Source organism: Ruegeria sp. N7 (assembly GCF_056531345.1).
Map to the genome: position 1 here is coordinate 36070 of NZ_JBQFLR010000009.1, position 25535 is coordinate 61604.

At 58.4% G+C, this 25535-nt stretch carries 21 protein-coding genes; 10 read left to right on the forward strand and 11 right to left on the reverse strand.

The genetic code is table 11. The features are described from left to right. The first annotated feature begins 4 nt into the window (after positions 1-4). Positions 5-772, forward strand: a complete 768-nt coding sequence (gene truA / locus ACR0ES_RS11785) for a tRNA pseudouridine(38-40) synthase TruA (protein WP_480870775.1) — start codon at positions 5-7, stop codon at positions 770-772. 1 nt (position 773) lies between these two features. Here the strand turns inward: truA and ACR0ES_RS11790 are convergent, their stop codons facing one another. Genes ACR0ES_RS11790 through ACR0ES_RS11800 form a run of 3 tightly spaced genes read right to left on the reverse strand, consistent with a single transcriptional unit; the run spans position 774 to position 3195 of the window. Then, positions 774-1688, reverse strand: coding sequence for a nickel/cobalt transporter (locus ACR0ES_RS11790; RefSeq protein ID WP_480870777.1), 915 nt, complete (start codon positions 1686-1688; stop codon positions 774-776). Further along, positions 1673-2347: a DUF1007 family protein gene (locus ACR0ES_RS11795; RefSeq protein ID WP_480870779.1), complete on the reverse strand. Its 675-nt coding sequence runs from the start codon at positions 2345-2347 to the stop codon at positions 1673-1675. The genes ACR0ES_RS11790 and ACR0ES_RS11795 overlap by 16 nt, the downstream gene beginning before the upstream one ends. A 44-nt stretch (positions 2348-2391) precedes the next feature. Then, positions 2392-3195, reverse strand: coding sequence for a thioesterase family protein (locus tag ACR0ES_RS11800; RefSeq protein ID WP_480870780.1), 804 nt, complete (start codon positions 3193-3195; stop codon positions 2392-2394). Positions 3196-3426: 231 nt separating this feature from the next. Between ACR0ES_RS11800 and ACR0ES_RS11805 the strand changes: the two genes are divergently transcribed. Further along, positions 3427-4362 (forward strand): 2-hydroxyacid dehydrogenase, encoded by a 936-nt coding sequence (locus ACR0ES_RS11805; protein WP_480488223.1) that lies wholly within the window; start codon positions 3427-3429, stop codon positions 4360-4362. Between the two features lie 15 nt (positions 4363-4377). On the opposite strand, the gene ACR0ES_RS11810 is transcribed toward ACR0ES_RS11805, so the two are convergent. Continuing rightward, entirely contained in the window at positions 4378-4734 is a 357-nt protein-coding gene (locus tag ACR0ES_RS11810) for a hypothetical protein (RefSeq protein ID WP_480483995.1), read from the reverse strand. Between the two features lie 176 nt (positions 4735-4910). On the opposite strand from ACR0ES_RS11810, the gene ACR0ES_RS11815 reads away from it, so the two are divergent. From ACR0ES_RS11815 to ACR0ES_RS11825, 3 genes are all read left to right on the forward strand, one after another. After that, positions 4911-5744: a bifunctional allantoicase/(S)-ureidoglycine aminohydrolase gene (locus ACR0ES_RS11815; protein WP_267366556.1), complete on the forward strand. Its 834-nt coding sequence runs from the start codon at positions 4911-4913 to the stop codon at positions 5742-5744. Positions 5745-5855: 111 nt separating this feature from the next. After that, positions 5856-6179, forward strand: coding sequence for a hypothetical protein (locus ACR0ES_RS11820; RefSeq protein WP_267366558.1), 324 nt, complete (start codon positions 5856-5858; stop codon positions 6177-6179). A gap of 53 nt (positions 6180-6232) precedes the next feature. Further along, entirely contained in the window at positions 6233-7219 is a 987-nt protein-coding gene (locus ACR0ES_RS11825) for a type I glyceraldehyde-3-phosphate dehydrogenase (protein ID WP_480870782.1), read from the forward strand. Positions 7220-7255: 36 nt separating this feature from the next. On the opposite strand, the gene ACR0ES_RS11830 is transcribed toward ACR0ES_RS11825, so the two are convergent. Beyond that, positions 7256-8191 (reverse strand): LysR family transcriptional regulator, encoded by a 936-nt coding sequence (locus ACR0ES_RS11830; RefSeq protein WP_480870783.1) that lies wholly within the window; start codon positions 8189-8191, stop codon positions 7256-7258. Between the two features lie 330 nt (positions 8192-8521). On the opposite strand from ACR0ES_RS11830, the gene ACR0ES_RS11835 reads away from it, so the two are divergent. Together ACR0ES_RS11835 and ACR0ES_RS11840 are read left to right on the forward strand one after the other, a co-directional pair. Further along, positions 8522-10327, forward strand: coding sequence for an autotransporter assembly complex protein TamA (locus ACR0ES_RS11835; RefSeq protein ID WP_480870784.1), 1806 nt, complete (start codon positions 8522-8524; stop codon positions 10325-10327). Between the two features lie 38 nt (positions 10328-10365). Continuing rightward, the gene (locus tag ACR0ES_RS11840; protein ID WP_480870785.1) at positions 10366-14412 is read left to right on the forward strand and encodes a translocation/assembly module TamB domain-containing protein; all 4047 of its coding nucleotides are present in this window, start codon (positions 10366-10368) and stop codon (positions 14410-14412) included. Positions 14413-14434: 22 nt separating this feature from the next. On the opposite strand, the gene ACR0ES_RS11845 is transcribed toward ACR0ES_RS11840, so the two are convergent. The 6 genes from ACR0ES_RS11845 to ychF form a co-directional block, all read right to left on the reverse strand. After that, positions 14435-14956, reverse strand: coding sequence for a thioesterase family protein (locus ACR0ES_RS11845; RefSeq protein ID WP_480774051.1), 522 nt, complete (start codon positions 14954-14956; stop codon positions 14435-14437). Between the two features lie 10 nt (positions 14957-14966). Continuing rightward, complete coding sequence (locus ACR0ES_RS11850; RefSeq protein WP_480484001.1) at positions 14967-15755, reverse strand: cyclase family protein; 789 nt, start codon at positions 15753-15755, stop codon at positions 14967-14969. 111 nt (positions 15756-15866) lie between these two features. Then, a complete protein-coding gene (gene fdhF, locus ACR0ES_RS11855) occupies positions 15867-18650 on the reverse strand; it encodes a formate dehydrogenase subunit alpha (RefSeq protein ID WP_480870787.1) in 2784 nt (927 codons plus the stop codon). A gap of 14 nt (positions 18651-18664) precedes the next feature. Then, on the reverse strand, positions 18665-20368 hold the full coding sequence (locus ACR0ES_RS11860; RefSeq protein ID WP_480774049.1) for an NAD(P)H-dependent oxidoreductase subunit E: 1704 nt from the start codon (positions 20366-20368) through the stop codon (positions 18665-18667). 85 nt (positions 20369-20453) lie between these two features. Continuing rightward, the gene (locus tag ACR0ES_RS11865; RefSeq protein ID WP_267365476.1) at positions 20454-21335 is read right to left on the reverse strand and encodes a LysR family transcriptional regulator; all 882 of its coding nucleotides are present in this window, start codon (positions 21333-21335) and stop codon (positions 20454-20456) included. Positions 21336-21400: 65 nt separating this feature from the next. Continuing rightward, the gene (gene ychF, locus ACR0ES_RS11870) at positions 21401-22498 is read right to left on the reverse strand and encodes a redox-regulated ATPase YchF (RefSeq protein WP_480494836.1); all 1098 of its coding nucleotides are present in this window, start codon (positions 22496-22498) and stop codon (positions 21401-21403) included. Between the two features lie 200 nt (positions 22499-22698). On the opposite strand from ychF, the gene ACR0ES_RS11875 reads away from it, so the two are divergent. The 3 genes from ACR0ES_RS11875 (at position 22699) to ACR0ES_RS11885 (ending at position 25370) form a co-directional block, all read left to right on the forward strand. Next, positions 22699-23187, forward strand: coding sequence for an acyloxyacyl hydrolase (locus tag ACR0ES_RS11875; RefSeq protein WP_209505423.1), 489 nt, complete (start codon positions 22699-22701; stop codon positions 23185-23187). Positions 23188-23266: 79 nt separating this feature from the next. Continuing rightward, positions 23267-24058, forward strand: coding sequence for a tryptophan synthase subunit alpha (gene trpA, locus ACR0ES_RS11880; protein WP_480488245.1), 792 nt, complete (start codon positions 23267-23269; stop codon positions 24056-24058). Positions 24059-24203: 145 nt separating this feature from the next. Continuing rightward, the gene (locus tag ACR0ES_RS11885; RefSeq protein ID WP_480484008.1) at positions 24204-25370 is read left to right on the forward strand and encodes an alpha-hydroxy acid oxidase; all 1167 of its coding nucleotides are present in this window, start codon (positions 24204-24206) and stop codon (positions 25368-25370) included. The last annotated feature ends 165 nt before the right edge of the window (positions 25371-25535 follow it).

The following is a 25535-nucleotide window of genomic DNA, read 5'->3' on the forward strand; positions in this document are numbered from 1 at the left end:
GCACATGCCCAGATATGCGTTGAAAGTTGAATACCAGGGGGAACCGTTTGCCGGATGGCAGCGGCAAAAGGATCAGCCGTCGGTGCAAGGTGCCATCGAACAGGCCCTGTCCCGCATTCAACCGGGTTCGCATACGATTGCTGCAGCGGGGCGCACGGACGCCGGCGTTCACGCTCTGGGGCAGGTTGCCCACTGCGACATGGCAAAGGAATGGGACCCGTTCCGCCTGTCTGAGGCGCTGAACTATCACCTCAAGCCTCTCCCAGTGGCCATCGTAAAGGCCGCCCCCGTGACCAAGGATTGGCACGCGCGGTTTTCAGCGGTTGAACGGCAATATCTGTTCCGCATCCTGATGCGCCGGGCGCCCGCAACCCACGACCGGGGACAGGTCTGGCAGATTAGCCACCAGCTGAATGTCGACGCCATGCAGGAAGGCGCAAACATGCTGCTGGGTCGGCATGATTTCACTACGTTCCGGTCGTCGATCTGTCAGGCGGCCAGCCCGGTCAAAACCCTTGATGAACTGCGCGTTGAATGGGTCGAGGGCTTTTCCGCCCCCGAGGTTCATTTCTACGTGCGCGCCCGGTCGTTTTTGCACAATCAGGTGCGCAGTTTCGTCGGAACGCTGGAACGTGTGGGCGCCGGAGCGTGGACCCCGGAAGATGTGCGTGAGGCTTTGAAAGCCGCCGACCGCGCTGCCTGCGGGCCGGTGTGTCCGCCGCACGGGCTGTATCTGGCGCGGGTCGGATACCCGGAACCGGTGTTCGACTGATCTAAACCGCGCGCAGAAGCAACCCGCCTGCAATCACCGCAATGACAAGCCCCGCCACCAGTTCGATGGAGGGTGCCAAAACCGACGCAAAGCGCGTGGCCGAAGCCGAAGCCAGCAGCCCGCCGCGCAGGCCAAAAGACGTCCATCCGACCAGCGTAGTCACAGTCGCCGTGCCAAGCGCCATGGCGAAAGCACCCGCGATCCCCACCATGGCGATGCCCATTTGCCACGTCAGAATCAATACAAACAAGGCACCGGTACAAGGCCGAGCTGCTATGCCTGCGATCAGGATCAGGGCTTCGCGCAACGTGCCCACATTCGCGACCTCGTCCGCGGTTGGACCATGACGATGACCGCACTCCGCGCAGGCTCCGTCATCATGATGGTGCTGATGGGTGTGATCGTTAGAGACATGCTTTTTTTGCTGTCGTGCGAAATTGCGCACAGCCCGTACAACCAGCCAAAGCCCAATCAACGCAATGGCTCCGTAGCTGATCGGAGCCATGACCTGTTCGGTCGTCCCAACTAGGCTTTCGCGGGACATCTGAAAGACCAGCACCCCCGCGTAGACCAGCACAACCGCCGTCACCGCCTGACCAAGGCTGGACAATACACTGATCGCCGACAACCGCCAGAAGGCGACACGCCGACCCAAACCGTAGCCCCCTATCAAAACCTTCCCGTGGCCCGGACCCACAGCATGAAAGAACCCGTAGGCGAAACAGACGGTCAGAAGCGTGGCCACCGCCTGAGGCTGTTCCGCGCGCGCGGCACGCAGGGACCGCGCGATCTGGTTCTGAAAGTCCCGCTGCTCTCCGGCAGCCCAACCTGCCAGACTGTCAAACCCACCGCTGCCCCAGAACCAAAGCAGCAAACCAAAGGCCAGAGCGACCGGAACAATCAGGAAACGGGACATGAAACAAGGATCTCAGTCGCAAAGTTCTCACCAACCAAGGGAATATCGTTTTCCTCGAGGTCGTAATCCGCGTCCAGTGTCAACAGAAACGCCTGCATCTGTGCAAGCTGCCCGTCTATGTCGGGTTCGTTACGATCCATCTGGCATAAAGCTGGGCCTGTCACAGTTACAGGGCGCGTTATCTCATAGGCCGTATAGAAGGACTCATCAAATGCCTTGGCGGAAAGCCCTGTGGCAAGTATTGCGTCGCCTTCGACCGCTCGCAAATGGGTGGTTACAATCCGCCCGTCTTCCGTTGTCGCACTGGGCTCCATTGGACTGGACAGAGCCACCAGTGCGCCGTCTTTGGTGAGCACGAGGTCGCCGTTGTACCCCTCGACCCATTGCATATCGAACCCGCTCAGACGTTTTTCTTCGCTTTCCGTCAAAATGCCGTCAGCATCCTGATCCAGATTCATGTCTTCCAGAACAAGCAGAGAGTAGAATTCGTCATATGCCCAAGTCACCCGGATATGGGTCAGGTGACCGGCCTCATCCACGATGAATTCCAGCCCGGTGTCGATAAAGACATGCGGGTGGGATAGTGCCGGGATCGGCAGGCAACAGGTCATGACAGTGAACAGCCAGCGCATATGCGCAAGATAGGTCTGAAGGGACACGGCGACAACGGCCTTTACACACACATGCGGAAACTGGCCGACCTTCAGACTGGCGGGAACAGCACAAGTGTTTGCAGAGCGGTTCCTACAGGACCCTGCGTGTCGAAAAGCACGGACTGAGACATGCCGATGCCCGTAGGTTGCCAATGTGAAACCGAACGGGACGCCAGCCAATCTGACACCGGTTCGCGGTGGATATTCACGGTCAGATCGGTGTTCATGAACCCCATTTCCGACGTCGGAGCATTCCACGAGATTCCATTGCCGCAATCCGCCAACGGGCACAGTGCCTGAATGGGCGACTGATCTTCGCCGCTCAACAGCTTTGGGGTGCGCATCCAGACCGTTTTCGGTCCGGCCCCCTGTTTGCCGTCTTTGGGATAAAGGATGTCACTGTAGTGGGCAAACCCCTTCAAATCATGACGAATCTCGCCGATTGGAAAAGGACCTTCTACTGCGTCTTCCAACTGTGGCGCACTGATTTCGACGTTTGCCACCGCGCCCAGATCGCGTCGCGCCAGATGCATGGTGGTGGCCGTGGCGCAGAGTGTGTCATCCAGGTCGTGCACCGCAACCCGTGTGGTCGCCAGCGTCTTGGTATGGCGCGTGGTTTCTGCGGCAACCCGCAACCCGGCCAAGGGCAGAGGGCGCAACAGGTCAACTGTCAGGCGGGTCAGCATCTTTTCGGGGCCAACCTCAGTTTCCGCTGCCCGCACTATCAACCCGCTGACCGGCCCTGCGTGGCAATGATCGGCAGACCACGGACCGCGTGCAGGATCATGTCCTACAAACGCCCCATCCTCGCGCTGATGAAAATAGGTCTGATCCGTGAAGTCGAGCCCTGCCATCAGTCCCCTCTGGTCATTCGCTGCGTTGTGTGCCTCGGCTCACTCATACCGGTAACCGGTTGCGAAGTAACGTGGTTTCCCTTGCGCGAGGTGAGTGGTATCTTCACGAAACTGTTCTTTTCGGGTTTTGAAACCGGGCTGTACTTTTAGGCACGAGGATGGCTTAACAGACCTGATCCTGTCCACCGCTGTGACGGGACGTCACCACATCACATCCAAGTGGGGTCGCATATGGCGTTGTTGATTGAAACCGGGTTGTCGGACTGGATTGGGGATGAGGAAATCGCCACCTCACTACAAGCCTTAGCGCCCGGTGCAGACATCCGCACACCCGGAACGCTGGGCGACCCCAACGACATTACGATGCTTGCAGTGGTCAGCATGCAAAGCAATCACCCGGCGAAGTTGCCCAACCTGAAACTGGTTCAGAAGCTGGGGGCCGGGGTTGAGACCATAGTTGGCCATCCGGACCTGCCTCCGCATATCCGAGTGGCACGTTTGAAGCCAGACGCGCCTGCGCAGGGCATTGCCGAATGGTTTCTGGCCTATATTCTGCGCGCTCAGCGCCATATGGTTTTTCACGAGGCATCCCAGAGCCGCGCCGAATGGTTGCCGCGCGCACCTATCTTCACACCTGATACGGTTGTGGGCGTTCTGGGTCTGGGCCATATAGGGGCCCGCACTGCCCGCATGTTACATGCCGTCGGGTTTCAGGTCATGGGCTGGAGCCGCTCACCAAAGTCCATCGATGGTGTCACCTGCCTGCATGGGCAAGACGCGCTGCCTCGGCTATTGGGGCAATGTGATCACGTCTGTGCCATCCTTCCTTCGACGCCGCAAACCGCGGGTTTGTTTGACGCACAGACGCTGGCCGCGATGAAGCCGGGCAGTCAGTTGCTGAACGCCGGACGCGGAAACCTGATTGACGAGGCGGCGCTGATCGCGGCGCTGGATAACGGCTCACCGGGCCATGCCGTGTTGGACGTCACGTCACAGGAACCGCTGCCAAAAGACAGTCCCTTGTGGCGGCACCCTTCTGTGACGATCACACCGCATGTCTCGGGCTGGTATCTGGGGGACGCACTGTCGGATGTGGCTGAGAACTACCATAGGCTCAGGTCCGGCGATCCCCTGTTGCACGAAGTCAGTCGCGATCTGGGGTACTGATAACCAAGTCAGAGATCAGGGCGTCAGGATCCAGTTTCCGTTACCATCATTGCACCGGCGGGTTCTGATCTCGCGGCTTTGGTCGCTGCCTTCCGGCTGGATGACATGCTGAAGGCCGACGCAGTTGCCCTGAACGTTTTGCACCCGGATCGTTCCTTTTGAGCCGGTATCGTCGTTTTGCCAGGACCGTTCCTGCCCTACAGAAGGCGTGCCATTGTTCAAAAGGGCATTCGAGGTTTCACTGACCACTTCAAAGTCTGCCGGGGACAGCCCCATCTCAGCTATGATTCGGGAGAGTGACTTGGCGTCGGCGGAACCGGTCATCAATAGGGTGCCAAACGCGGCAATGACGGGTAAAAACTGGGCTTTCATTGTGGCCTCACAGAACTGAAATCATTTACGACCAAGGATATACCTCTGTTTCAGCAGGGCCAAGCCCCGGGGTGCCGACCTTCAAAATATCCCGAACAAACCTATCGCGTGTCAGGACCTAATAGCGCCGCGCCTTTGTCCCCATAGTGCCATTCAAACGATCCCGAGGCACACAAATGACCCATCCGACCTACTTCGCCCCGACCGGCGGCCACCCCGGCCAGAACCAGTTGCTGACCGACCGCGCCATGTTCACAGACGCGTATGCGGTCATTCCCAAAGGTACGATGCGCGACATTGTCACCAGCTATCTGCCGTTCTGGGAAGGAACACGCCTGTGGGTTCTTTCACGCCCGCTCAGCGGATTTGCCGAAACGTTCTCGCAATACATCATGGAAGTGCAGCCCGGCGGCGGCAGCGATCAGCCAGAGACAGACGCGCAAGCACAGGCAGTGCTTTTTGTCGTCGAAGGAACAGTCACTTTGACGCTGAACTCGGAAAACCATGTGTTGGAGACAGGCGGATACGCCTATATCCCCGCCGGCAGCGACTGGACATTGCGGAACACTGGCCAGACGGCAGCCCGGTTCCACTGGGTCCGCAAAGCCTATGAGTCCGTTCCCGGGTTGTCCGCGCCAGACCCGATCATCACCAACGAACGCGATGTGACGCCTGTCGAAATGCCGGGCACCGAAGGCCGATGGTCCACCACGCGGTTCGCAGACCCGCAGGACCTGCGCCATGACATGCATGTGAACATCGTCAATTTCGAACCAGGCGGGGTCATTCCCTTCGCCGAAACCCATGTGATGGAACACGGGCTTTATGTTCTGGAAGGGAAAGCGGTTTATCGCCTCAATCAGGACTGGGTCGAAGTTGAGGCCGGAGATTACATGTGGCTGCGCGCCTTTTGCCCGCAAGCCTGTTACGCAGGGGGGCCGGGCCGGTTCAGGTATCTGCTTTACAAGGACGTCAACCGGCATATGCCCCTGTCCCTGTCGCGCCGCTAAACGCTGGGCTGGCTGGGAATCGCAGTGATCTTTTGCCCCGGGGCTTCACACAAGGGTCGGAATTTGCTGAAATCCAGGTAACTTCTTGTTTTGAGCATTGGAGATTTGTCCATGAAACTGCGCCTTGCCCTGATAGCCGTTGCCACACTCTCTACCTCTGCAATCCTGCACACCGCACCCGCCATTGCGGGGGAAGAGACCAAATCCGTCTTCGTCATGAGCCGCAACTGGGCTGTGACACAGGTCGCAGACGAACCGGTCATTTATCGCGCCACACGCGACAACAACAACCTGAACCCATTCGGCCCGCCCCCACGCCTTCGGACAACGCAAGCTATTGCTGCCATTCAACAAGCGACGGGCTGCAAGGTGATCTTCAACAGCATGTACCAGAATATCTCGGGTCAGTTCTTTTCTCAGGTCAGGTGCAAGTAAGCTGTTGCTGATCAGGCATTGAGATCGACCCGACGCCCTGCCATAGCTTGCGCATGAAACTCGCGATTAATGGATTCGGCCGCATTGGCCGCACGATCCTGCGGCAGGTTCTGGCCCTGCCTGAAGGGTCGGATATCGAGCTGGTGCTGATCAATGACATCGCGCCGCTGGAGACCTGTGCTTACCTGTTCAAATACGACAGCACCTTCGGCCCCTATCCCGGCGATGTGTCACAGGGCGATGCCGCGCTGATCGTAGACGGACGCTCTGTTCCTATGACGCACAGTGCCGATCTGACACGCGTTGATTTATCCGGCGTAGACGTGATGCTGGATTGTACCGGGGTCGCGCGCGCATCCGACGTGGCGCGTCGCGGATTGTCTGCGGGCGCCAGCAAGGTCCTGATCTCGGGTCCTTCGCCTGCGGCCGACTTAACCGTCGTTCTGGGGGCGAACGAGGATCAGTTGGGCAGCGCCCGGATCGTATCGAACGCCTCCTGCACAACGAATGGGCTGGCACCGCTGGTCAAAGTGCTGGACCACATTGGCGGTATTTTGTCGGGCCATATGACAACCATCCATTGCTATACCAACAGCCAACCCATGGTTGACGCCCCGCGCGGCGACCTTGCCCGGTCGCGGGCCGGTGCGCTGTCCATGGTTCCGACAACGTCCAGCGCCACACACCTGATCGACGTGGTCCTTCCACATTTGGCCGGGCGCATCTCGGGTGCCGCAGTTCGCGTCCCGACAGCCAGCGTTTCGGCGGTCGACCTCGTGGTCACGCTGGAACGCGGTATGCGGGCCGAGGATTTCGATCATGCTTTGCGTCAGGCTGTTGTCGAGTCACCGGTTTTGGGTTGGACGGATATGCCGCTGGTCTCTTCCGATTTGCGGGCGCGCCCGGATTCGCTGGTCATTGCCGGGCCGGAAACCCGCATGGTCGGAGAAAATCAGGTGCGCGTTTTCGGCTGGTACGACAATGAATGGGGCTTTTCGGCTCGCATGCTGGACGTGGCCCGTCTGATGGCCGCGTCGTGACCGGACTAACCTTCGTACACAGCGTCGGGTCGGCAACTATAGTTTAGGCCCCGCGACAGGGTATTCTGTAACGCGAACCACCTTACTGATCCGTTCAATCATGAAATCCATGAACAGGCGTGCCTTTGGATCCTGATGACGCCGATGCGTGTATAGGCAGGCCATCTGAACTGAAACAGGCGGAGTTTCCGTTGCAACCGGCACGAGGCGGCCGGATTTCAGATGCTCGGCCACCTCGAAAACCGGCTTCATTGCAATGCCTTGACCGGACAACGCCCAATCCGTCAGAACATCCCCATCATCACATTCGAACCGCCCGGACACGGCAAATCGTTTCGGGCCATCGGGTGTGACCAGCATCCACTGAAACTCGGTCGCACCCGGAAAGCGCAGATTCAGGCATTCATGCTTGTCGGCAATCAGGTCAGCCCCGGTCTTAGGCATACCGCGCCGCGCCACATAGTCTGGCGCAGTGCACAGTACACGCTGGCAGTCGGCAATCTTGCGAATACGCAACGTGCTGTCCTCGGGCTGGCCAATGAAAAACGCCAGATCCAGACCTTCCGTCGTCAGATCAACCGAGCGATCCGTCAGGCGCAACCGGACATCAATCTCGGGGTATTCCGTAAGAAACTCGGGCACATGTGGAGCCAGCAATCGCCTCCCCACCCCCAGTGGAGACGCCACGAACAACGACCCACGCGGTGCCTCGGTCAGATGTGTGACCTGAGCCTCGGCCTCGTCCACCGCATCCAGAACCGCCACCGCACCGGGATAAAATGCCTTTCCCTGCTCTGTCGGGGACAGGTTGCGTGTGGTGCGCTGGAACAGACGTACACCCAGATGGTCCTCAAGCTGCGATATTCGCGCCGATGTCACCGCTGGCGAAATCCTAAGATCCCGCCCGGCCGCAGACATGCTGCCCAGATCGTAAACCCTGACAAAGGTTCGGATGTTGTCGAGATAGGACATTTTTTCGGTTTTTTTGATACCCGTTGACAATATACTGGGAATACCGAAGAACCGCCCGTTTGCCTAGTGAATTGCACTGGGCCAAGACCAAAGGCCGGCCCGGACATTTGTTGCATACGGTTGGCTATCGCCTGCAACGCGGCAATTCCAGTCTGCCAATCTAGATGCGCAAAACGATTGTGTCGGCACACACCGGGACAATTTGACCAAAATTACCCGATCCCGCGTTTATCTCTTTTCCCAATAGCATTCAGATGTTCTAACCTGACACTATAAGACCGTCCGTGACACGGTAGCTGAGATTTGGAACTGGGACAGTTGGGGCAATTCATGCAAGGGCGCACGCCGCAAGGCCGTTTGAAGTTCTGGCTGAGTGCCATTGTCATGGCAATGACCCCGACCGCTCTGATGGCGCTGGAAACCTCTCTGACGGCGCCGGGCGCTTCGAAGGAACTGGTTGAACGCCTGAAAAAGACATCATCGGTTACAACAGCGAAAGAGCGGGGCTTGGATACGCCACTTGAAATCCTGTCTGCCGCCTTGTCGGATTACCGCACGCTAGTACAGATCTTGTATGATGAAGGGTATTTCAGCCCGGTTGTCAGCATCAAGCTTGACGGGCAGGAAGCCGCTGAGTTGAGCTCTTTGACTGTGCCAACACAGATCAACAGGGCCGCAATTACCGTTGAAACCGGACCAAGCTTCAAATTCGGCACGGCCATTGTTCAGCCCCTGGCGTCTGGCACCGTTCTGCCCGAAGGTTTCGCCCCCGGCAAGTTGGCAACGACCGGAGCCATTCAAAAAGCAGGCTCGGACGGTGTGCAGGGGTGGCGGAATGCGGGCCATGCGAAAGCGAAAATTGAGGATCAGACCATCATCGCCCGCCACGCGCAGGCCCGTCTGGATGCGCAGATTGATCTGGACCCGGGGCGCAGGTTGACGTTTGGCAGAATGTTCATCAAGGGCGACACGGATGTGCGCCACCGGTCCATCGAAAAAATCGCCGGTTTCCCAAGCGGGGAAGTTTACTCACCAGAAAAAATCCAGAAGGTTGGAACGCGTTTGCGCCGCACCGGCACGTTCAACGTCGTCTCTTTGCAGGAACATGAGACAGCAAACCCCGACGGGACACTGGATTTCGACGCCACATTCGAAGACTTGCCAAAGCGTCAGCTGACCTTTGGGCTCGAGCTGGCCTCGCGCGACGGCCTCGACGTGACCGCGACCTGGACACATCGAAACATGTTCAAACGCGCGGAACGCCTGCGTTTTGAGGCCGCGATACGAAATATCGGTGGTTCCGAAGATCTTGATGGGCGGATCGGATTGCGTCTGGATCAGCCCGATCGTCTGGGTCCGGACGACAATACATTCTGGAACGCGTTGCTGGAGCGCCGCAACACCGAAAACTACAATGTTTCGGTTGCGTCTGTGGCATATGGTGCGCGCCGCACATTCTCGGACACGCTGTATGCCGAAGCCTCGGCTGGATTACAGTGGTCAGATGCTGACGACGCCTATGGAAATGGCCGAAAGTTTAGGTACTTTATCCTGCCCTTCCGCTCGGAATGGGATGAGCGCGACAGCAAAGTCAGCGCCACGCGCGGCTTTTATCTGGATACCGAAGTCATGCCTTTCGTTGGCTTTTCCGGCACCGATACAGGCATTCGCCTGTTTGTCGACGGGCGGGTCTATACCAGCCTTGGAACCGGCGGCAGGGTGGTGCTGGCCGGGCGGGCGCAGCTTGGATCGGTCATTGGCCCACCTGCGAGTGGCGTTACACCTGATTTTCTGTTCTTTTCCGGTGGCGCGGGAACCGTGCGCGGGCAACCCTATGAAAGCCTTGGCATCCCTGTCGGGACCGGTGTCGCAGGCGGCAAATCGTTCCTTGGACTTTCAGGTGAAATCCGGGGCAAGGTGACAGATTCCCTGTCGCTGGTCGGGTTTTACGACTACGGTGTCGTCGATACCTCTTCCTTCATAGGAAGTAGCGCGGAAGATCATGCAGGGGCTGGTATCGGCGTAAGATATGATCTGGGCGGTTTCGGACCCCTGCGGTTTGACCTGGCCTTCCCGGTAAGCGGGTCCAGCGGCGACGGTCTGCAGTTCTATATCGGGATCGGGCAAGCGTTTTGAGACGGCACCTTTCATACCCACTGCTGATTGGCACGCTGATGCTTGTGCCAGTAGCCGGCCCCGCGCAGGAGGACGAAGGCGGCAGCATGATCGAGCGGTTCCTACAGGACACGCTGTCGGGCGACGATCAGAATGTTACCGTCAAAGGCCTGCAAGGCGCGCTGAGTTCACGCGCCACCATTGCCGAGATCACGGTGGCTGATGATGAAGGGGTCTGGCTGACCATCCGGGAAGCGGAACTGGATTGGAACCGGTTGGCGCTGATCCGCGGGCGGTTCTCGGTCAACGCGCTGACCGCACAGGAAATCAACGTCGCCCGCGCACCGGGCACCACGACCAAGGACACACAGTCCCCTTCTGCCGAGACCCAGGCTTTTCAACTGCCTGAACTGCCCGTGGCCATCGAAATCGGCGAAATCCGTATTGGCGAACTGGCATTGGGCAAACCATTGATCGGTGTCGCGGCGGAACTGGCCGTCAATGGCAACCTGTCGCTGGCCGACGGCACGTTGGACACCAAACTGGACATCACCCGACTGGATCGGGCCGGTGATGAAATCTCTTTGGCTGCGGGCTTTCGGAACTCCGACAGCCAGATCGATCTTGACCTTCAGGTCACCGAAGCTGCGGGGGGTCTGATCTCGACCGCCTTGAAAATGCCGGACAGCCCTCCGATCGGATTGACCGCAAAAGGGTCCGGGCCGGTGACAGATTTTACGGCCGATATCGGCCTGAGCAGTGATGGGCAGCCACGAGTGACCGGGCAGGTTCGTTTGCGTTCTGCCCCAACAGCCGCGGCTAGCGCGGAGGAGGGCATCGCCTTTACGGCAGATCTGGGCGGTGACCTGACGCCCTTTGTCGCCGAGAATATGGATACGTTTTTCGGCCCCAAAACGCAGTTGATCGTGGATGGGCGTACCCTGCCTGAAGGAGCATTGGATATCAGTGATCTGGAACTCAGTTCTCAGGCACTGAACCTGAAAGGGGCGCTGCAACTGGCGCCGGGCGGTCGGCTGCAACTGGCGGCCCTGCAAGGGCGCATTACGCCGCCAGAGGGGCAAAGCGTCGTCCTTCCGTTATCAGGTGGCGACACATCGATAGAGGCTGCTCAGGTCTCTGCGTTGTTTGATGAGAAAAACGGCAATCTCTGGGATCTGAGCCTGACCGCAAACGCCATAAAATCCGACACCCTGAACCTGCAACGCGCGCAGATTACGGCGCAAGGGACCTTGGAACAGGGTGACGTTTTGCGGATCGACGGTGATTTGCAGGCAGCTTTGGATGGTATCGACCTGGCTGACGATGCCCTGAACACCGCCGTTGGCGACCGCATTACGCTGGACGGTACGTTCCAGTACGGCAGGGATCAGACGTTGAACCTGTCCGGGGTCGAGATGGTCGGCTCGGACTACGAACTGGGCGTTGACGCCGAGATCAGCGGCTTGTCCAGTGGTTTGGCCGTCAATGGCGCCGCGACATTGCAGGCGACCGATCTGGCGCGGTTTTCGGGTCTGGCGCAAATGGAGTTGGGCGGTCAGGCCTCTGCCCGGCTGACGGGCCAGGGTTCACCGCTTGAAGGCAGCTTCGATGGCAAGCTTGAGGTCGAGGGGCGCGATCTTTCCACAGGGCGCGACGACATTGACCCGGTGATCCGGGGCAACACAACAATCACGCTGGACGCCAAACGCGGAGCGGATGGCGTAACAATCCGTGATTTTACGCTGATCGGCGACACTCTGCGCGCGCAGGCTGACGGCAGGGTTACCACCCCTGATGGCAACGTGACGATTGACGGGCAAGCAACAGTCAACGCGCGTGATCTTTCCGTGTTCTCGGGCCTCGCCAAACGTGAGCTTGGCGGTGCGGTACAGGCGAAACTGGACGGCAAAGGCACTGTTCAGACGCTCGAATTTGATGGCACCGCCAGCGTGATGAGCCGGGATATCAAAACGGGCCTGCCCGAGATTGACCCGCTGCTGGTCGGTCGGACCGAGATCACATTCGATGGCGCGCTGAGCCAGAAGCAGATTGAAATCCGCGACGCGGTGATCAAAGGCTCAGCCCTTGTGGCAAGCGCCGCAGCAACAATTGACGATCCGACGGATGCACTGGCTGTGGACGGGCAGGTCAGTCTGAACGTCCCGGACCTGTCACCTTTTTCAGGCCTTGCCGGGCGAGATATTGCAGGCTCGGTCATAGCGGACGTCGCTGGCAAAGGTACGGTTGGCAGCAGGGTATTTGACGTCAAAGGCAACTTGGCTGCCGATGACATCAAGTCCGGCATCAACGCGGTTGACACCCTGATCCCGGGGCGAACGAACCTGACCGTGGATGCGGTGAACGACGAGGCCGGTCTGAATATTCGCACATTCCAGCTGATCGGCACCGCCCTTTCTGCGGATGCATCCGGCAAACTGGACCGCGATGCTGGCGGACTGACCTTTACCGCTGCGCTGGATGATTTGGGGCGGCTGTCGAAAACACTCTCCGGGCCTCTGAAGCTGGACGGCAACGTCGCTCCGACACAATCCGGGCTGGAAGGGTCAGCTCATCTGCTGGGGCCAGAGAGTTCCTATGCCAAAGTGGCCGGTACGGTGGACACAAATGGATCCGCCGATCTGGACTTTGATGCCAAGTTCAACCGCATCGAAAGGTTTGTGCCAGAGTTTCCCGGCACCCTTACCGCTGCGGGCAATGCAAAGCGGGACAGTGGCGTTTGGACCATCGACGCCAAGGCGCAAGGTCCCGCGGACATCGTCAGCACGGTTGCAGGCACCTTTGATGAAACCAGCAGCAATGCAGATATTTCAGCGAAGGGTGGCGTAAACCTAGGGATAGCAAACGTCTTCATCACGCCTAACAAGATTGAAGGGTCCGCACGTTTTGATCTGGCCCTCAAAGGCCCGGCTGATCTGGCGTCCCTAAGCGGGTCGATTACCACCTCGGGAACATCCCTAGCACTTCCCGGCGCGGGTCAGACCATCACCGGGATCAACGGACAGGTGGATCTGGCGCAAAGCCGTGCAACCATCAAACTGAACGGCGGTGTGCGGGCCGGTGGTGGCTTTACCGTAAATGGACCTGTCGATCTGACGCCCCCGTTCAACGCGCAGATCACGACAACAATCGACAACCTCGTCCTGACCGATCGGCTTTTGTATGAGACGACTTTGAATGGCCAGATTGCCATGACCGGCGCCTTAGCCGGGAACAGTTCGCTGGCCGGGCAGATCACCTTTGGTGAGACCAATATCAACCTCGCTGCGGCTTCGGGGGCTGTAGGTGCCGCACCGATCCCTGAGATACAGCATGTCAACGAAAGCGGAGCCAGTTTCATCACGCGTGAGCGTGCAGGTCTGGTAGCCACCGAAGACAAGGGGCAACGCACGTCCAGAATAGCACTGGACGTCAACTTGCTGGCACCCAAAGCTGTGTTCGTACGGGGGCGCGGTGTAAATGCCGAATTGGGCGGCCGGATCTCCATTGGTGGTACGACGACCTCGGTGGTCCCGTCAGGTCAGATTGAATTGATCCGCGGTAATTTCGATATTCTGGGCCGCAGGCTGGCCCTGACCAAAGGCATCGTGACCCTACAAGGTGACTTGACGCCTTATATCGAGTTTGAATCCTCTGCCAGCACCTCGGACGGCACCGCGACCATCGAAATCGCAGGGCCACTGGATTCACCCGAGGTTAACGTGTTTTCCGATCCCGAGCGTCCGGCTGAAGAGGCGCTGGCGATGCTGCTCTTTGGGAACAGGTTCTCGGAAATCTCACCGTTCCTGATTGCGCAGATGGCCGCATCGCTGGCGCAGCTCAGCGGTGCTGGCGGGGATGCGACCAAGGGATTACGCGACTCTACCGGTGTTGATACGATTGATGTTGGTGCGTCAGAGGGTGGCGCGGGCCGACTGGGTGCCGGGGCCTATCTGGGTGAAAACCTCTACACCGACTTTACCGTCAATACCGAAGGCAATACCGAGGTGAACCTGAACCTTGATGTAACCGACAATTTCTCGGTCAAGGGCACGGTTGACGGTCGTGGCGAAACGGGCATCGGAGTGTTCTTTTCAAAGGACTATTAGGATCGCGTCCGACCCCAGCAAACTATTTCCGGCGAATTCCTATCGGTTGGCCGATCTGCGAAGCCGGTTCCAGAGACTTGTGATCCTCCACCATTTGCGCAAGACGCGCCGCTGCCCAATCCGGATAGGGCGCGGATCGCCCGGTACTATGGCTGACATTCATGAAAAGCGCCTCTTGCGTCGCACAAATCTCGTCAGTTTCTGCCAAAAGCATCTGGGCGAAGTAATGTCCTCTCTTGCTGTCAGCATCCAGCATACGGAACCTGAAATAAAATGACGAACCATCTTTGACCTCTTGCACGAAATGCAGATGAGACTGCAGGATGTAAGGCCCCTGCCCCAACGCCTTGACCTGCACCTCGCCCAACCCGAGATGGTCAACCATCAGCTTTTCCAACGCCATGTCAAAGGCGACACCGTAAAACCCGACATTCACATGGCCGTTATAGTCGATCCATTCGGGCCGTACTTCAAAGCCGCGAATTTCCACAGGCGCGGCATACGGGCCATCATGCCCGCCAGGAGGTGTCGAAGTCAGCTGCATTTGGCCCCCTTTACTGTGCGCCTTCATCGTCAAATATAGCCACGGCCCGGACAAATCCCGCAGAGGCCCCTTTTATCTTGAAGGGGAAACAGGAAATCTCGAACCCGGTGGGCGGCAGGTCTTCCAGATTGGTCAGCTTTTCCAAGTGGCAATACCCGATATCCATCGACGCGCGGTGTCCTTCCCAGATAATAGATGGATCTCGGGTCTCTGCGTATTCCTGAGCGGTGAGCGGAAACGGTGCATCCCAGCTCCAGGCGTCGGTGCCGGTGACACGCACGCCACGTTCCGTCAGATAAAGCGTCGCCTCGCGCCCCATTCCACATCCTTTGACCAGATAGTCCGGCGCGCCATAACGTGTCCCTGCCGCAGTGTTGACCACGACGATATCCAGCGGGCAAAGCTCGTGGCCGATGCGCTTCAATTCGGCTTCGACATCTGCCGCGGTAACGACATACCCGTCCTCGAAGTGTCGAAAGTCCAGCTTGACGCCAGGGTTCATGCACCATTCCAACGGCACTTCGTCGATGGTTATCGCCCGTTCACCTTTGTTCATCGTGGAATGATGGTGATACGGCGCATCCAGATGCGTGCCGTTGTGGGTCGCGATCTGCAACCGTTCGATGGCCCACCCTTCACCGTTCGGCAGGTCTTGCCGTTCCAGACCCGGAAAGAAAGATATGACCTGTTCTGCCGTCTGATCATGGGTCAGATATTCGATTTGCGGCAACATGATTGGCGGGTCAGACACGATCCCGGTTTCCAACGGAACGGACAGATCGACGAAACGACGGGCCATTAGCAACTCCTCCACCATATTCCCGGACAGGGTTGGTTGAGCGCAAGCGCCTGTCAAGAAAAGAAAAAGGCGACCCGTCTGGCCGCCTTCTTTGCTTGATATGTATTGGGTTTACTCAGCCGCAACTGCGCCTTCGATCTTCTCGACGCGAATGGCCGAGAATTTGAACTCGGGGATTTTGCCATAAGGGTCGATGGCTGAGTTTGTCAGGATGTTCGCCGCCGCCTCAACATAGGCAAACGGGATGAACACCATATCCTCGGCAATCGCCCGGTCCGCGCGGACCATGATCTCAATCGAACCACGACGTGTGGTCAGGCGGATCATATCGCCCGGCTCGATTCCCATAAGCTTGAGCGTACGTGGATTCATCGAACAGTTCGCCTCCGGCTCCACCGCGTCCAGAACATTGGACCGGCGGGTCATCGAGCCGGTGTGCCAATGTTCCAGCTGACGGCCAGTGGTGGCGATCATCGGGTATTCCTCGTCCGGGGCCTCATCCGGCGGAATGACGCTGGCGGGAGTGAACTTCGCCTTGCCGCCCGAACGGGGGAAACCATCCCCGAACACGATGGCCTGACCCGGATCGGTTTCGCTGAGCGACGGGTAGGTAATCGTCTCGGTCTCCAGACGCTCCCACGTGATGTTGTCAAGCGACGCCATGGTCAGTTTCATCTCGGCAAAGACCTGCGACACATCGGTGTAGTCCCAATTCAGCCCGATGCGCTGTGCCAGCTCAACCGTGATCTTCCAATCTTCGCGCGCCTCACCCGGAGGGGTAACGGCAGGCCGTACACGCTGTACCTGACGGTTGGTGTTCGACACCGTGCCGTTCTTTTCATAGAGTGCCGAGGCAGGCAGGATGATATCGGCATAGTTCGCCGTCTCGGTCAGGAAGATGTCCTGCACGATCATCAGATCCAGTTTGGCCAGTGCCGCGCGGGCGTGGTTCACATCCGGATCGGACATGGCCGGGTTTTCACCCTGAATATACATGCCCTTGATGTTGCCCGCATATGCCTGATCGATGATCTCGGTCACCGTCAGGCCCTTCTCGTTCGAAAAGTCATCCGAATGCCAGACATCATTGAACTTGGCGCGAACACCGTCGTCAGTCACCGACTGATAGTCCGGCAGGAACATCGGGATCAGGCCCGCATCCGATGCGCCCTGCACGTTGTTTTGCCCTCGCAACGGGTGCAGGCCTGCGCCGGGTTTACCGACATTGCCGGTCATCAGAGCCAGCGAAATCAGACAGCGCGAGTTGTCGGTGCCGTGAATATGTTGGCTGACGCCCATGCCCCAGAAGATCAGGCCCGCTTTGGCCTGCGCAAAGGTGCGGGCGACCCGGCGCAGCTGATCCGGTTCAATACCACAGATCGGTGCCATCGCTTCGGGCGTGAAGGCGCGCAGGTGTTCTTTCTCGGCCTCCCAGTTCTCGGTCCAGCGGTGGATGTACTGGCTGTCATACAACTCTTCCTCAACGATCACGTTCATGATCGCGTTGAGCATCGAGACATCGGCCCCTGGACGGAACTGCAGCATTTCATCCGCGAACTTGCGCATACCAACGCCACGGGGGTCCATAACGATCAGTTTGCCGCCACGCTTGGCGAACTGCTTGAAATAGGTCGCCGCGACAGGGTGGTTCTCGATCGGGTTCGAACCGATGATGATCGCCACATCGGCGTTTTCGATCTCGTTAAAGGTCGCCGTCACCGCGCCCGAACCCACATTCTCGATCAGCGCCGCAACGGATGAAGCGTGGCACAGACGGGTGCAGTGATCGACGTTGTTGTGCTTGAAGCCCTGACGGATGAACTTCTGGAACAGGTACGCCTCTTCGTTGGTACACTTGGCCGAACCGAAGCCCGCAACCGAACGTGGGTCTTCGGCGCGCAGGGCCATCAGCTTGGTCGCGGCCAGATCCATCGCCTCTTCCCAGGTCGTCTCGCGGAAATGGGTCGACAGGTTGCCCGGATCAACGTTCAGCCCCTTGGCGGGCGCATCCTCGCGCCGGATCAAAGGTTTGGTCAGGCGGTGCGGGTGGTGGATGTAGTCAAAGCCAAAGCGACCTTTGACGCACAAACGACCTTCGTTTGCGGGGCCGTTGATGCCCTCGACATACTTCACCTTGCCGTCCTTGACCTTCAGCGACACTTTGCAGCCCACACCGCAGAACGGGCAGACGCTTTCGGTTTCGCTATCATAATCCTTGCTGTCCCCCTGCTGCTGATCGTCCAGCACGGTGGCAGGCATCAGCGCACCGGTGGGGCAGGCCTGAACACATTCACCGCAAGCAACACAGGAGGAGGTACCCATCGGGTCATTCTGGTCGAACACCACCTGCGCGGTATGACCGCGACCAGCCATGCCAATCACGTCATTCACCTGCACTTCGCGGCAGGCCCGAACACAAAGGTTGCAGTTGATACACGCATCCAGATTGACACGCATCGCCACATGGCTGTCATCCAAAAGCGGGATATTCTCGGCCTCTTTCGCAGGAAAACGGCTGTCGCTGACATCGTTCAGCTTGGCCATATCCCAGAAATGGCTGGATACGTCATGCGGCTGCTCGGGCTGATCGGCCACCAGTAGTTCCATCACCATGGCGCGCGATTTTTCGGCGCGGTCGGTGTCGGTCTTGACCACCATCCCATCGGCCGCCGGGCGGATGCACGAGGCGACCAGGGTGCGCTCGCCCTCCACCTCGACCATGCAGGCGCGACAGTTGCCATCGGGGCGGTATCCCGGTGCAGGCTTGTGGCATAGATGCGGGATCACCAGGCCCCGGCCATTGGCCGCTTCCCAGATCGTGGTGCCCGCGGGCACGGTGACGTCATCGCCGTTCAGGTTGAAGGTGACGGTCTTGGTTGGGCTTGCGTCAAGCATGGCTCTGTCTCCCTTCAGATTTCGTCAGCGAAATGTTTCATGACCAGGCGGATCGGATTCGGGGCCGCCTGCCCCAGACCGCAGATCGAGGCATCGCCCATGACCTGACACAGATCTTCCAACAGATCGGTATCCCACTTGTCGGCCTGCATCAGCTTTACCGCCTTTTCGCAACCTGCCCGGCAAGGTGTGCACTGGCCACAGCTTTCATCCTCGAAGAACCGCAGCATGTTAATCGCTGCATCGCGGGCGGTGTCCTGATCGGACAGAACCACAACGGCGGCCGACCCGATGAAAGTGCCAAGCGGCTGAAGCGTGTCGAAGTCGAGCGGGACGTCGTCAATGCTTGAGGGGAGAAGACCAGACGACGGCCCGCCTGGTTGATACGCCTTGAACACATGGCCATCAGCCATGCCGCCGGCGGCATCAATCACATCAAGAATGGTCGAACCTGCGGGCAGCAGGTAAACGCCTGGCTTCGCCACACGCCCCGAGACCGAATAGCTGCGCAGGCCCTTGCGGCCGTTCTTTTCAACAGAGTTCAGAATCTGCGGCCCTTCGCGGCAGATTTTTGAGACCCAATACAGCGTCTCGACATTGTGCACCAAGGTCGGACGGTTAAAGACCCCAACCTGTGCCACGAACGGAGGACGGTGGCGTGGCAGGCCCTTCTTGCCCTCGATCGATTCGATCATCGCGGATTCTTCACCGCAGATATAAGCGCCAGCACCCCGGCGCAGGTCGATGTAACCCTTTGCGACGATACCGGCATCTTCCAATGCCGCAATCTCACGACGCAGAATACCCAGCACTGCCGGGTATTCGTCGCGCATGTAGATGAAGCAGGTCTCGGCCTCGACTGCCCACGCGGCGATCAGCATACCTTCGAGGAAGACATGCGGCGTGCGCTCCAGATAATAGCGGTCTTTGAATGTGCCGGGCTCACCCTCGTCGCCGTTTACCGCCAGATAGCGCGGACCTTCGTTCATACGAACAAAGCCCCATTTCTTACCTGACGGGAAGCCAGCGCCGCCCAGACCACGCAGGCCCGAGGACAGGACGTCTTCTTGCACCTGTTCCCAATCACCGCCGTCGCGCAGATCTTTCAGCTTGACGTAGCCGCCGTTTGCCTCATAGGCCGTGAAGGTCTCATAGTCGGGCAGATGCGCATGGGTGTCCCCTGCTGCAATCGCCGACTGCACCTTTTCGGGGGTCGCATGATCAATGTGGTTGTGGCCAATCTCCAATACCGGAGCGGTATCGCAACGCCCCATGCAGGGCGCGCGAACGACGCGAACTTCGGCGGGGTCCAAACCGTCTTCCAACGCCTTCTGTAACTGCTGGGCACCAGCCATTTCGCAAGAGAGGGAATCACAAACCCGTATGGTCAAAGCGGGAGGAGGCGTCTCACCTTCTTTCACCACATCGAAATGGGCATAGAAAGTCGCGGTTTCGTAGATCTCGGCCTGACCGATCCGCATCTCGACAGCCAATGCCGCGATATGGTCGGCGCTGATATGACCGTGTTCGTCCTGAATCAAATGCAGGAATTCGATCAACAGATCGCGGCGGCGCGGACGATCGCCCAGCAGGCGTGTGATTTCAGCCTGCGCCTCATCCGTGAACTGACGGCCTTTGGGTGTGTGCCGCCCCTTGCCTTTACCTGACTTCCAGACGCCCTTGGGTGTGCCTGATGGCTTGGTATCTAATGGTGCCATGATGCCCTCCGATTGAGGTTCCGTCTCTCATCAGGCAAACATATCGTCAAATCGCTTTTGGCAATCGCACGATAACGACACCTTATCACCGCAAAGAGGTCACCACATCCCGCAAAGCCTTGACCGTCGGCAACTCGGGGTCCCGGCTGAGGGTCGCCAGACAAATCGGTTTGCTGACAACAGGTTCGATCAGCGGCAACACTTTCGTTCCCTTCAAATCGCCCAGCGCGCGCACCAGAACCCGAGGGACAACCGTCGCCGCCAGCCCCTCACGCACCATGACCATCGAAGCCGTGAAACCGCTGGTTTCGGCCACGATGTCAGGGTGCAGCCCCTGTTCGGCAAACACCCGGTCCAGAATACGCCGGTTCTGCATCTGCGGCTCTAAAAGGCTGAGCGGAAATTCTGCGACCTGCGCCCACGGGATCGGGCCGCTCTGGTCCGTCAGATGCGTGGGCACCAACAACACATAGGTTTCCTCGTAAAGGGGCTGAACCTGCCGGAAATCGGTGCCGATACTGTCACCATAAGTCACCCCGGCATCAAGGCTGCCTTCGTCCAGCCGATGCTGAATTGCAGTGGCTGACATGGTTTCAATGCGTGTGACGATACGGGGATGCGCGTCACGCAGCCTTTTGACCAACCGTCCCGTGAAAGCGATTGCGGTCGGTATCACGCCGAGGATCAGTGTGCCCGTTATTTCGCCCTTGGCAGCGAGCACCTGCTGTTCCAGCGCCTTGGTGTCGTCCAGAATACGCCGCGCCCGCTGGACGATCATCTCGCCCTCTTCGGTCAGGCCCTGAAACCGGTTGGCGCGGCGGACGATGGAGACACCCAAACGATCCTCAAGATTGCGGATGCGCATAGAAAACGCAGGCTGTGAAATCCCGCACTCCTCGGCCGCCTTGGCGAAATGCCGATGCCGCGCCAAAGCGCTGAGCAGTTGCAGGTCGCGGATTTCGATCAAGGAAAGCTCCAATGCTGCGGATAAGGCAGGATACCCCGCTCACCCGACAGGAACAGCCCAATTGATCAGGTATTAAACAAAAAGTGCATCACATCGCCGTCCTTGACGATATAGCCCTTACCCTCTGCCCGCATCTTACCCGCCTCTTTCGCGCCCTGTTCGCCATTGGCGGCGACATAGTCGTCATAGGCGATGGTCTCGGCGCGAATGAAACCCTTTTCGAAATCGCCATGGATCACACCGGCGGCCTGCGGAGCGGCGGTGCCAGTGCGGATGGTCCAGGCGCGGGCCTCTTTCGGGCCAACGGTGAAATAGGTTTCCAGCTTCAGCAGATCGTAACCAGCGCGGATCAGACGGTCGAGGCCGGGCTCTTCCAGTCCCATCTCCTCAAGGAACATCTGGGCTTCGTCCTCGTCCAGCAGGCTTATCTCTTCTTCGATCTTGGCACTGATGATGACATGGGCATTGCCCTGCGCAGCGGCCATTTCGGCCACGCGGGCAGAGTATTCGTTGCCTTGTGCGGCGTCTTCCTCGGACACGTTGCAGACGTAGAGAACCGGTTTGGTGGTCAGCAGTTGCAACATCTTCCATGCCTTGGCGTCCTCGTCGCTGACTTCGACCAGACGTGCGGGCTTGCCGCTTTCCAGCATGGCCTGCGCCTCGGCCAACAGGCGATCCTGCTGCTGCGCCTCCTTGTCGTTGCCCTTCAGCTTGCGCACCAGATTGGCCCGGCGCTTTTCGATGCTTTCCAAATCGGCCAGCATCAGTTCGGTTTCAATCGTTTCAGCGTCCGCAACCGGATCAACACGCCCGTCGACATGTGTCACGTCGCCGTCTTCGAAACAGCGCAGCACATGTGCAATCGCATCCGTTTCGCGAATATTCGCCAGAAACTGGTTGCCCAGCCCTTCGCCCTTTGACGCGCCTTTCACCAGACCCGCGATATCCACAAAAGTCATCCGCGTCGGGATAATCTGTTTTGAGGACGCAATCGCTGCCAGCCTGTCGAGACGGGCGTCGGGAACCGCAACATCCCCGACATTGGGTTCAATGGTGCAGAACGGGAAGTTCGCGGCCTGCGCAGCTGCGGTTTTGGTCAACGCATTGAACAGGGTCGACTTGCCGACATTCGGTAGACCCACGATTCCCATCTTAAAGCCCATCACGGCCTCCTGCATAGAATACGATCGCAGCTTCTATGCAGGTCCGCCTGAATGCGCAAGGGATTGCTGGCGGCACCTTTGCCGAGTCCATTTCGCCACATCACAAAATTGTTTGGAAAATGTGTTCTTGTCTAAATTGAAAAACGGCACCTACGATAACCAGTTAATATCGCACGATCACTTTTTGTTAGCGGAACCCGATGAAACACTTTTTTCTTGTAACCGTAATGGCGGCAACGGCCTGCGTGTCAGCCCAGGCACAGACCATTGTTTTTGGCGCTGGATACGCTGATTATTCCGAAGACACGTCCGAGGATCAGGGCCTGATCTCGATTGAATACCACCATGCACCATTTCATCAGGCCACGCGGTTTCGCGCCGGTTGGGGTGCGGCCCTAACTGTAGATGAAGATGGTGACACGCATATCGGCGCGGGCCTGATCGGGCAGTATGCGCTGAGCGATCGCTGGTTCGTGGAAGGCAGTGTAATGCCCGGCTACTATAATGCCAGCAACGACCTGAATGATCTTGGGGGCGATTTTCAGATTCGCAGCCTTTTGGGTCTTGGCTATAACCTGAACAATGGCAACAGCGTGTCTGTAGCGCTTACCCATAAATCCAACGCCAGTACCAATGACGAAAACCCGGGCGTGAATGCCCTGCTGGTACGCTATCATCTGGGCTTCTGATCCATTCCTGTCTGGGCGGGATTGATTTTCGGTCAAAGTTTCTGCACATCAGGTCGAAACCCGAGTGCAAGGACATCCGATGACCCGTATCGACGCCAAGTTCGCCGCCCTGAAAGCTGAAGGCAAGAAGGCCTTTGTCGCCTATGTCATGGCCGGGGATCCCGACTATGACACTTCGCTTGAAGTGGTCAAAGGCCTGCCAGGCGCTGGCGTGGATGTTATCGAGCTGGGCCTACCCTTTACCGACCCGATGGCCGATGGCCCTACTATTCAGGCTGCGGGCCAACGTGCGCTTGAGCAGGGCATGACCTTGCAACGCACATTGGATCTGGCACGAACGTTTCGGGAAACAGACGATACAACCCCCATTGTCCTAATGGGGTATTACAACCCGATCTACAGCCGCGGTGTCGACGCGTTTCTGGCCGATGCAAAAGCGGCAGGGATTGACGGGTTGATCGTGGTGGACCTTCCCCCCGAAGAGGACGAAGAACTCTGCCTGCCCGCGCAAGCGGCAGGTCTGAATTTCATTCGCCTAGCGACCCCGACCACGGATGACAAACGCCTGCCTCGTGTTCTGCAAAACACTTCGGGCTTTGTTTATTACGTTTCGATCACCGGGATAACTGGCGCAGCCGAGGCAGAGGCAACAGATGTTGGCCCCGAGGTTGCCCGCATCAAGACCGCGACCGATCTGCCGGTGATCGTGGGGTTCGGGATCAACACACCCGAGAAATCGCGCAATATCGCTTCGGTGTCGGACGGCGCGGTGGTCGGGTCAGCGATCGTCAGCCAGATCGGCGCAGGTAAACCTGTGACCGACGTGCTGACCTTTGTGAAATCTCTTTCGGATGGCGCGCACAGCGCCTGATTTCGCAGCCAACATGCGAGAATTGTGACCCGTCGCGGATACCGCGGCGGGTTTTTCGCGTCCCATCACTGTGACGTCAAGACATTGCAGCCTTGGGAATGAATTGGTAAAGAAAACTAACCAATGAACGCGGAGCCCTGTTTTCATGCCTGTGATCACCAATATCGAAGACCTCAAACGCATATATGAACGCCGCGTGCCCCGTATGTTCTATGACTACGCCGAAAGCGGCAGCTGGACAGAACAGACTTTTCGCGAAAACACGACCGATTTTGAAAAAATACGCCTTCGCCAAAGGGTTGCGGTCGACATGTCCGGTCGGTCGACATCTTCGCAAATGATTGGCGAAGACGTTTCAATGCCTGTTGCGCTTGCCCCGGTCGGGTTGACGGGGATGCAACATGCAGACGGAGAGATGAAGGCCGCCAAAGCCGCCGAGGAATTTGGTGTGCCCTTTACGCTGTCCACCATGTCCATCAACTCGATCGAAGATGTGGCCGGATATACCAACAAACCATTCTGGTTCCAGCTTTATACGATGAAGGACACGGACTACATCAACCGCCTGATCCAGCGAGCAAAAGATGCGAAATGTTCCGCACTGGTAATCACGCTCGACCTGCAAATTCTGGGCCAACGGCACAAGGACCTGAAAAACGGTCTGTCGGCCCCGCCCAAACTGACGGCAAAGACCATCGCCAACCTGATGACCAAATGGGCCTGGGGCATTGAAATGCTGCGGGCCCAGCGGCGCGAGTTCGGCAATATCGTGGGGCATGTGCATGGTATTTCGGACGCGTCTTCATTGGGGGCCTGGACCGCAGAACAGTTTGACCCCAGCCTCGACTGGTCGAAGGTTGAAAAACTGATGGAGCAATGGGGCGGGAAAGTGATCCTTAAGGGCATCCTTGATGCGGATGACGCAAGGATGGCCGCCAAGCTGGGTGCCGATGCCATTGTCGTGTCAAACCATGGTGGGCGTCAACTTGACGGCGCGCTAAGCTCGATTCGTGTCCTGCCCGAGATCATGGATGCAGTTGGGGGCGATATCGAGGTGCATCTGGACAGCGGTATCCGATCTGGACAAGACGTGCTCAAAGCCTTAGCGCTTGGGGCCAAAGGGACCTATGTTGGCCGCGCGTTTGTGTATGGTCTGGGTGCCATGGGTCAGAAAGGTGTCACCACGGCGCTTGAGCTGATCCAGAGGGAGCTTGATACGACAATGGCGCTTTGTGGTGAGAAAAACGTGGCTGCGTTGGGGCGTCACAATCTGCTGATACCTGAAAACTTCGGGGGCCGCTGGCAAGCGTAACCGGTCAATCAGGGGGCTCTGCCCCCGACGCCCGTTCCGGGCGCCTCCCCCGGGATATTTATGGCCAGATGAAGCTGGGGATCCTTCAATCGTCCACCCGATAATACTCCAGGACAGGCGATAGAACCCAGCCGAACGGCATGGCAAGAAATACCTCTTTCCAAA

What these genes read in the sequence shown, in the direction of transcription:
- ACR0ES_RS11815 (WP_267366556.1), top strand. Translation starts at nt 4,911, where the DNA reads ATGACCCATCCGACCTACTTCGCCCCGACCGGCGGCCACCCCGGCCAG.
- truA (WP_480870775.1), top strand. Translation starts at nt 5, where the DNA reads ATGCCCAGATATGCGTTGAAAGTTGAATACCAGGGGGAACCGTTTGCC.
- ACR0ES_RS11820 (WP_267366558.1), top strand. Translation starts at nt 5,856, where the DNA reads ATGAAACTGCGCCTTGCCCTGATAGCCGTTGCCACACTCTCTACCTCT.
- ACR0ES_RS11825 (WP_480870782.1), top strand. Translation starts at nt 6,233, where the DNA reads ATGAAACTCGCGATTAATGGATTCGGCCGCATTGGCCGCACGATCCTG.
- ACR0ES_RS11875 (WP_209505423.1), top strand. Translation starts at nt 22,699, where the DNA reads ATGAAACACTTTTTTCTTGTAACCGTAATGGCGGCAACGGCCTGCGTG.
- ACR0ES_RS11885 (WP_480484008.1), top strand. Translation starts at nt 24,204, where the DNA reads ATGCCTGTGATCACCAATATCGAAGACCTCAAACGCATATATGAACGC.
- ACR0ES_RS11800 (WP_480870780.1), bottom strand. Translation starts at nt 3,195, where the DNA reads ATGGCAGGGCTCGACTTCACGGATCAGACCTATTTTCATCAGCGCGAG.
- ACR0ES_RS11860 (WP_480774049.1), bottom strand. Translation starts at nt 20,368, where the DNA reads ATGGCACCATTAGATACCAAGCCATCAGGCACACCCAAGGGCGTCTGG.
- ACR0ES_RS11790 (WP_480870777.1), bottom strand. Translation starts at nt 1,688, where the DNA reads ATGTCCCGTTTCCTGATTGTTCCGGTCGCTCTGGCCTTTGGTTTGCTG.
- ACR0ES_RS11810 (WP_480483995.1), bottom strand. Translation starts at nt 4,734, where the DNA reads ATGAAAGCCCAGTTTTTACCCGTCATTGCCGCGTTTGGCACCCTATTG.
- ACR0ES_RS11845 (WP_480774051.1), bottom strand. Translation starts at nt 14,956, where the DNA reads ATGCAGCTGACTTCGACACCTCCTGGCGGGCATGATGGCCCGTATGCC.
- ychF (WP_480494836.1), bottom strand. Translation starts at nt 22,498, where the DNA reads ATGGGCTTTAAGATGGGAATCGTGGGTCTACCGAATGTCGGCAAGTCG.
- ACR0ES_RS11835 (WP_480870784.1), top strand. Translation starts at nt 8,522, where the DNA reads ATGCAAGGGCGCACGCCGCAAGGCCGTTTGAAGTTCTGGCTGAGTGCC.
- ACR0ES_RS11850 (WP_480484001.1), bottom strand. Translation starts at nt 15,755, where the DNA reads ATGGCCCGTCGTTTCGTCGATCTGTCCGTTCCGTTGGAAACCGGGATC.
- ACR0ES_RS11840 (WP_480870785.1), top strand. Translation starts at nt 10,366, where the DNA reads ATGCTTGTGCCAGTAGCCGGCCCCGCGCAGGAGGACGAAGGCGGCAGC.
- ACR0ES_RS11830 (WP_480870783.1), bottom strand. Translation starts at nt 8,191, where the DNA reads ATGTCCTATCTCGACAACATCCGAACCTTTGTCAGGGTTTACGATCTG.
- fdhF (WP_480870787.1), bottom strand. Translation starts at nt 18,650, where the DNA reads ATGCTTGACGCAAGCCCAACCAAGACCGTCACCTTCAACCTGAACGGC.
- trpA (WP_480488245.1), top strand. Translation starts at nt 23,267, where the DNA reads ATGACCCGTATCGACGCCAAGTTCGCCGCCCTGAAAGCTGAAGGCAAG.
- ACR0ES_RS11805 (WP_480488223.1), top strand. Translation starts at nt 3,427, where the DNA reads ATGGCGTTGTTGATTGAAACCGGGTTGTCGGACTGGATTGGGGATGAG.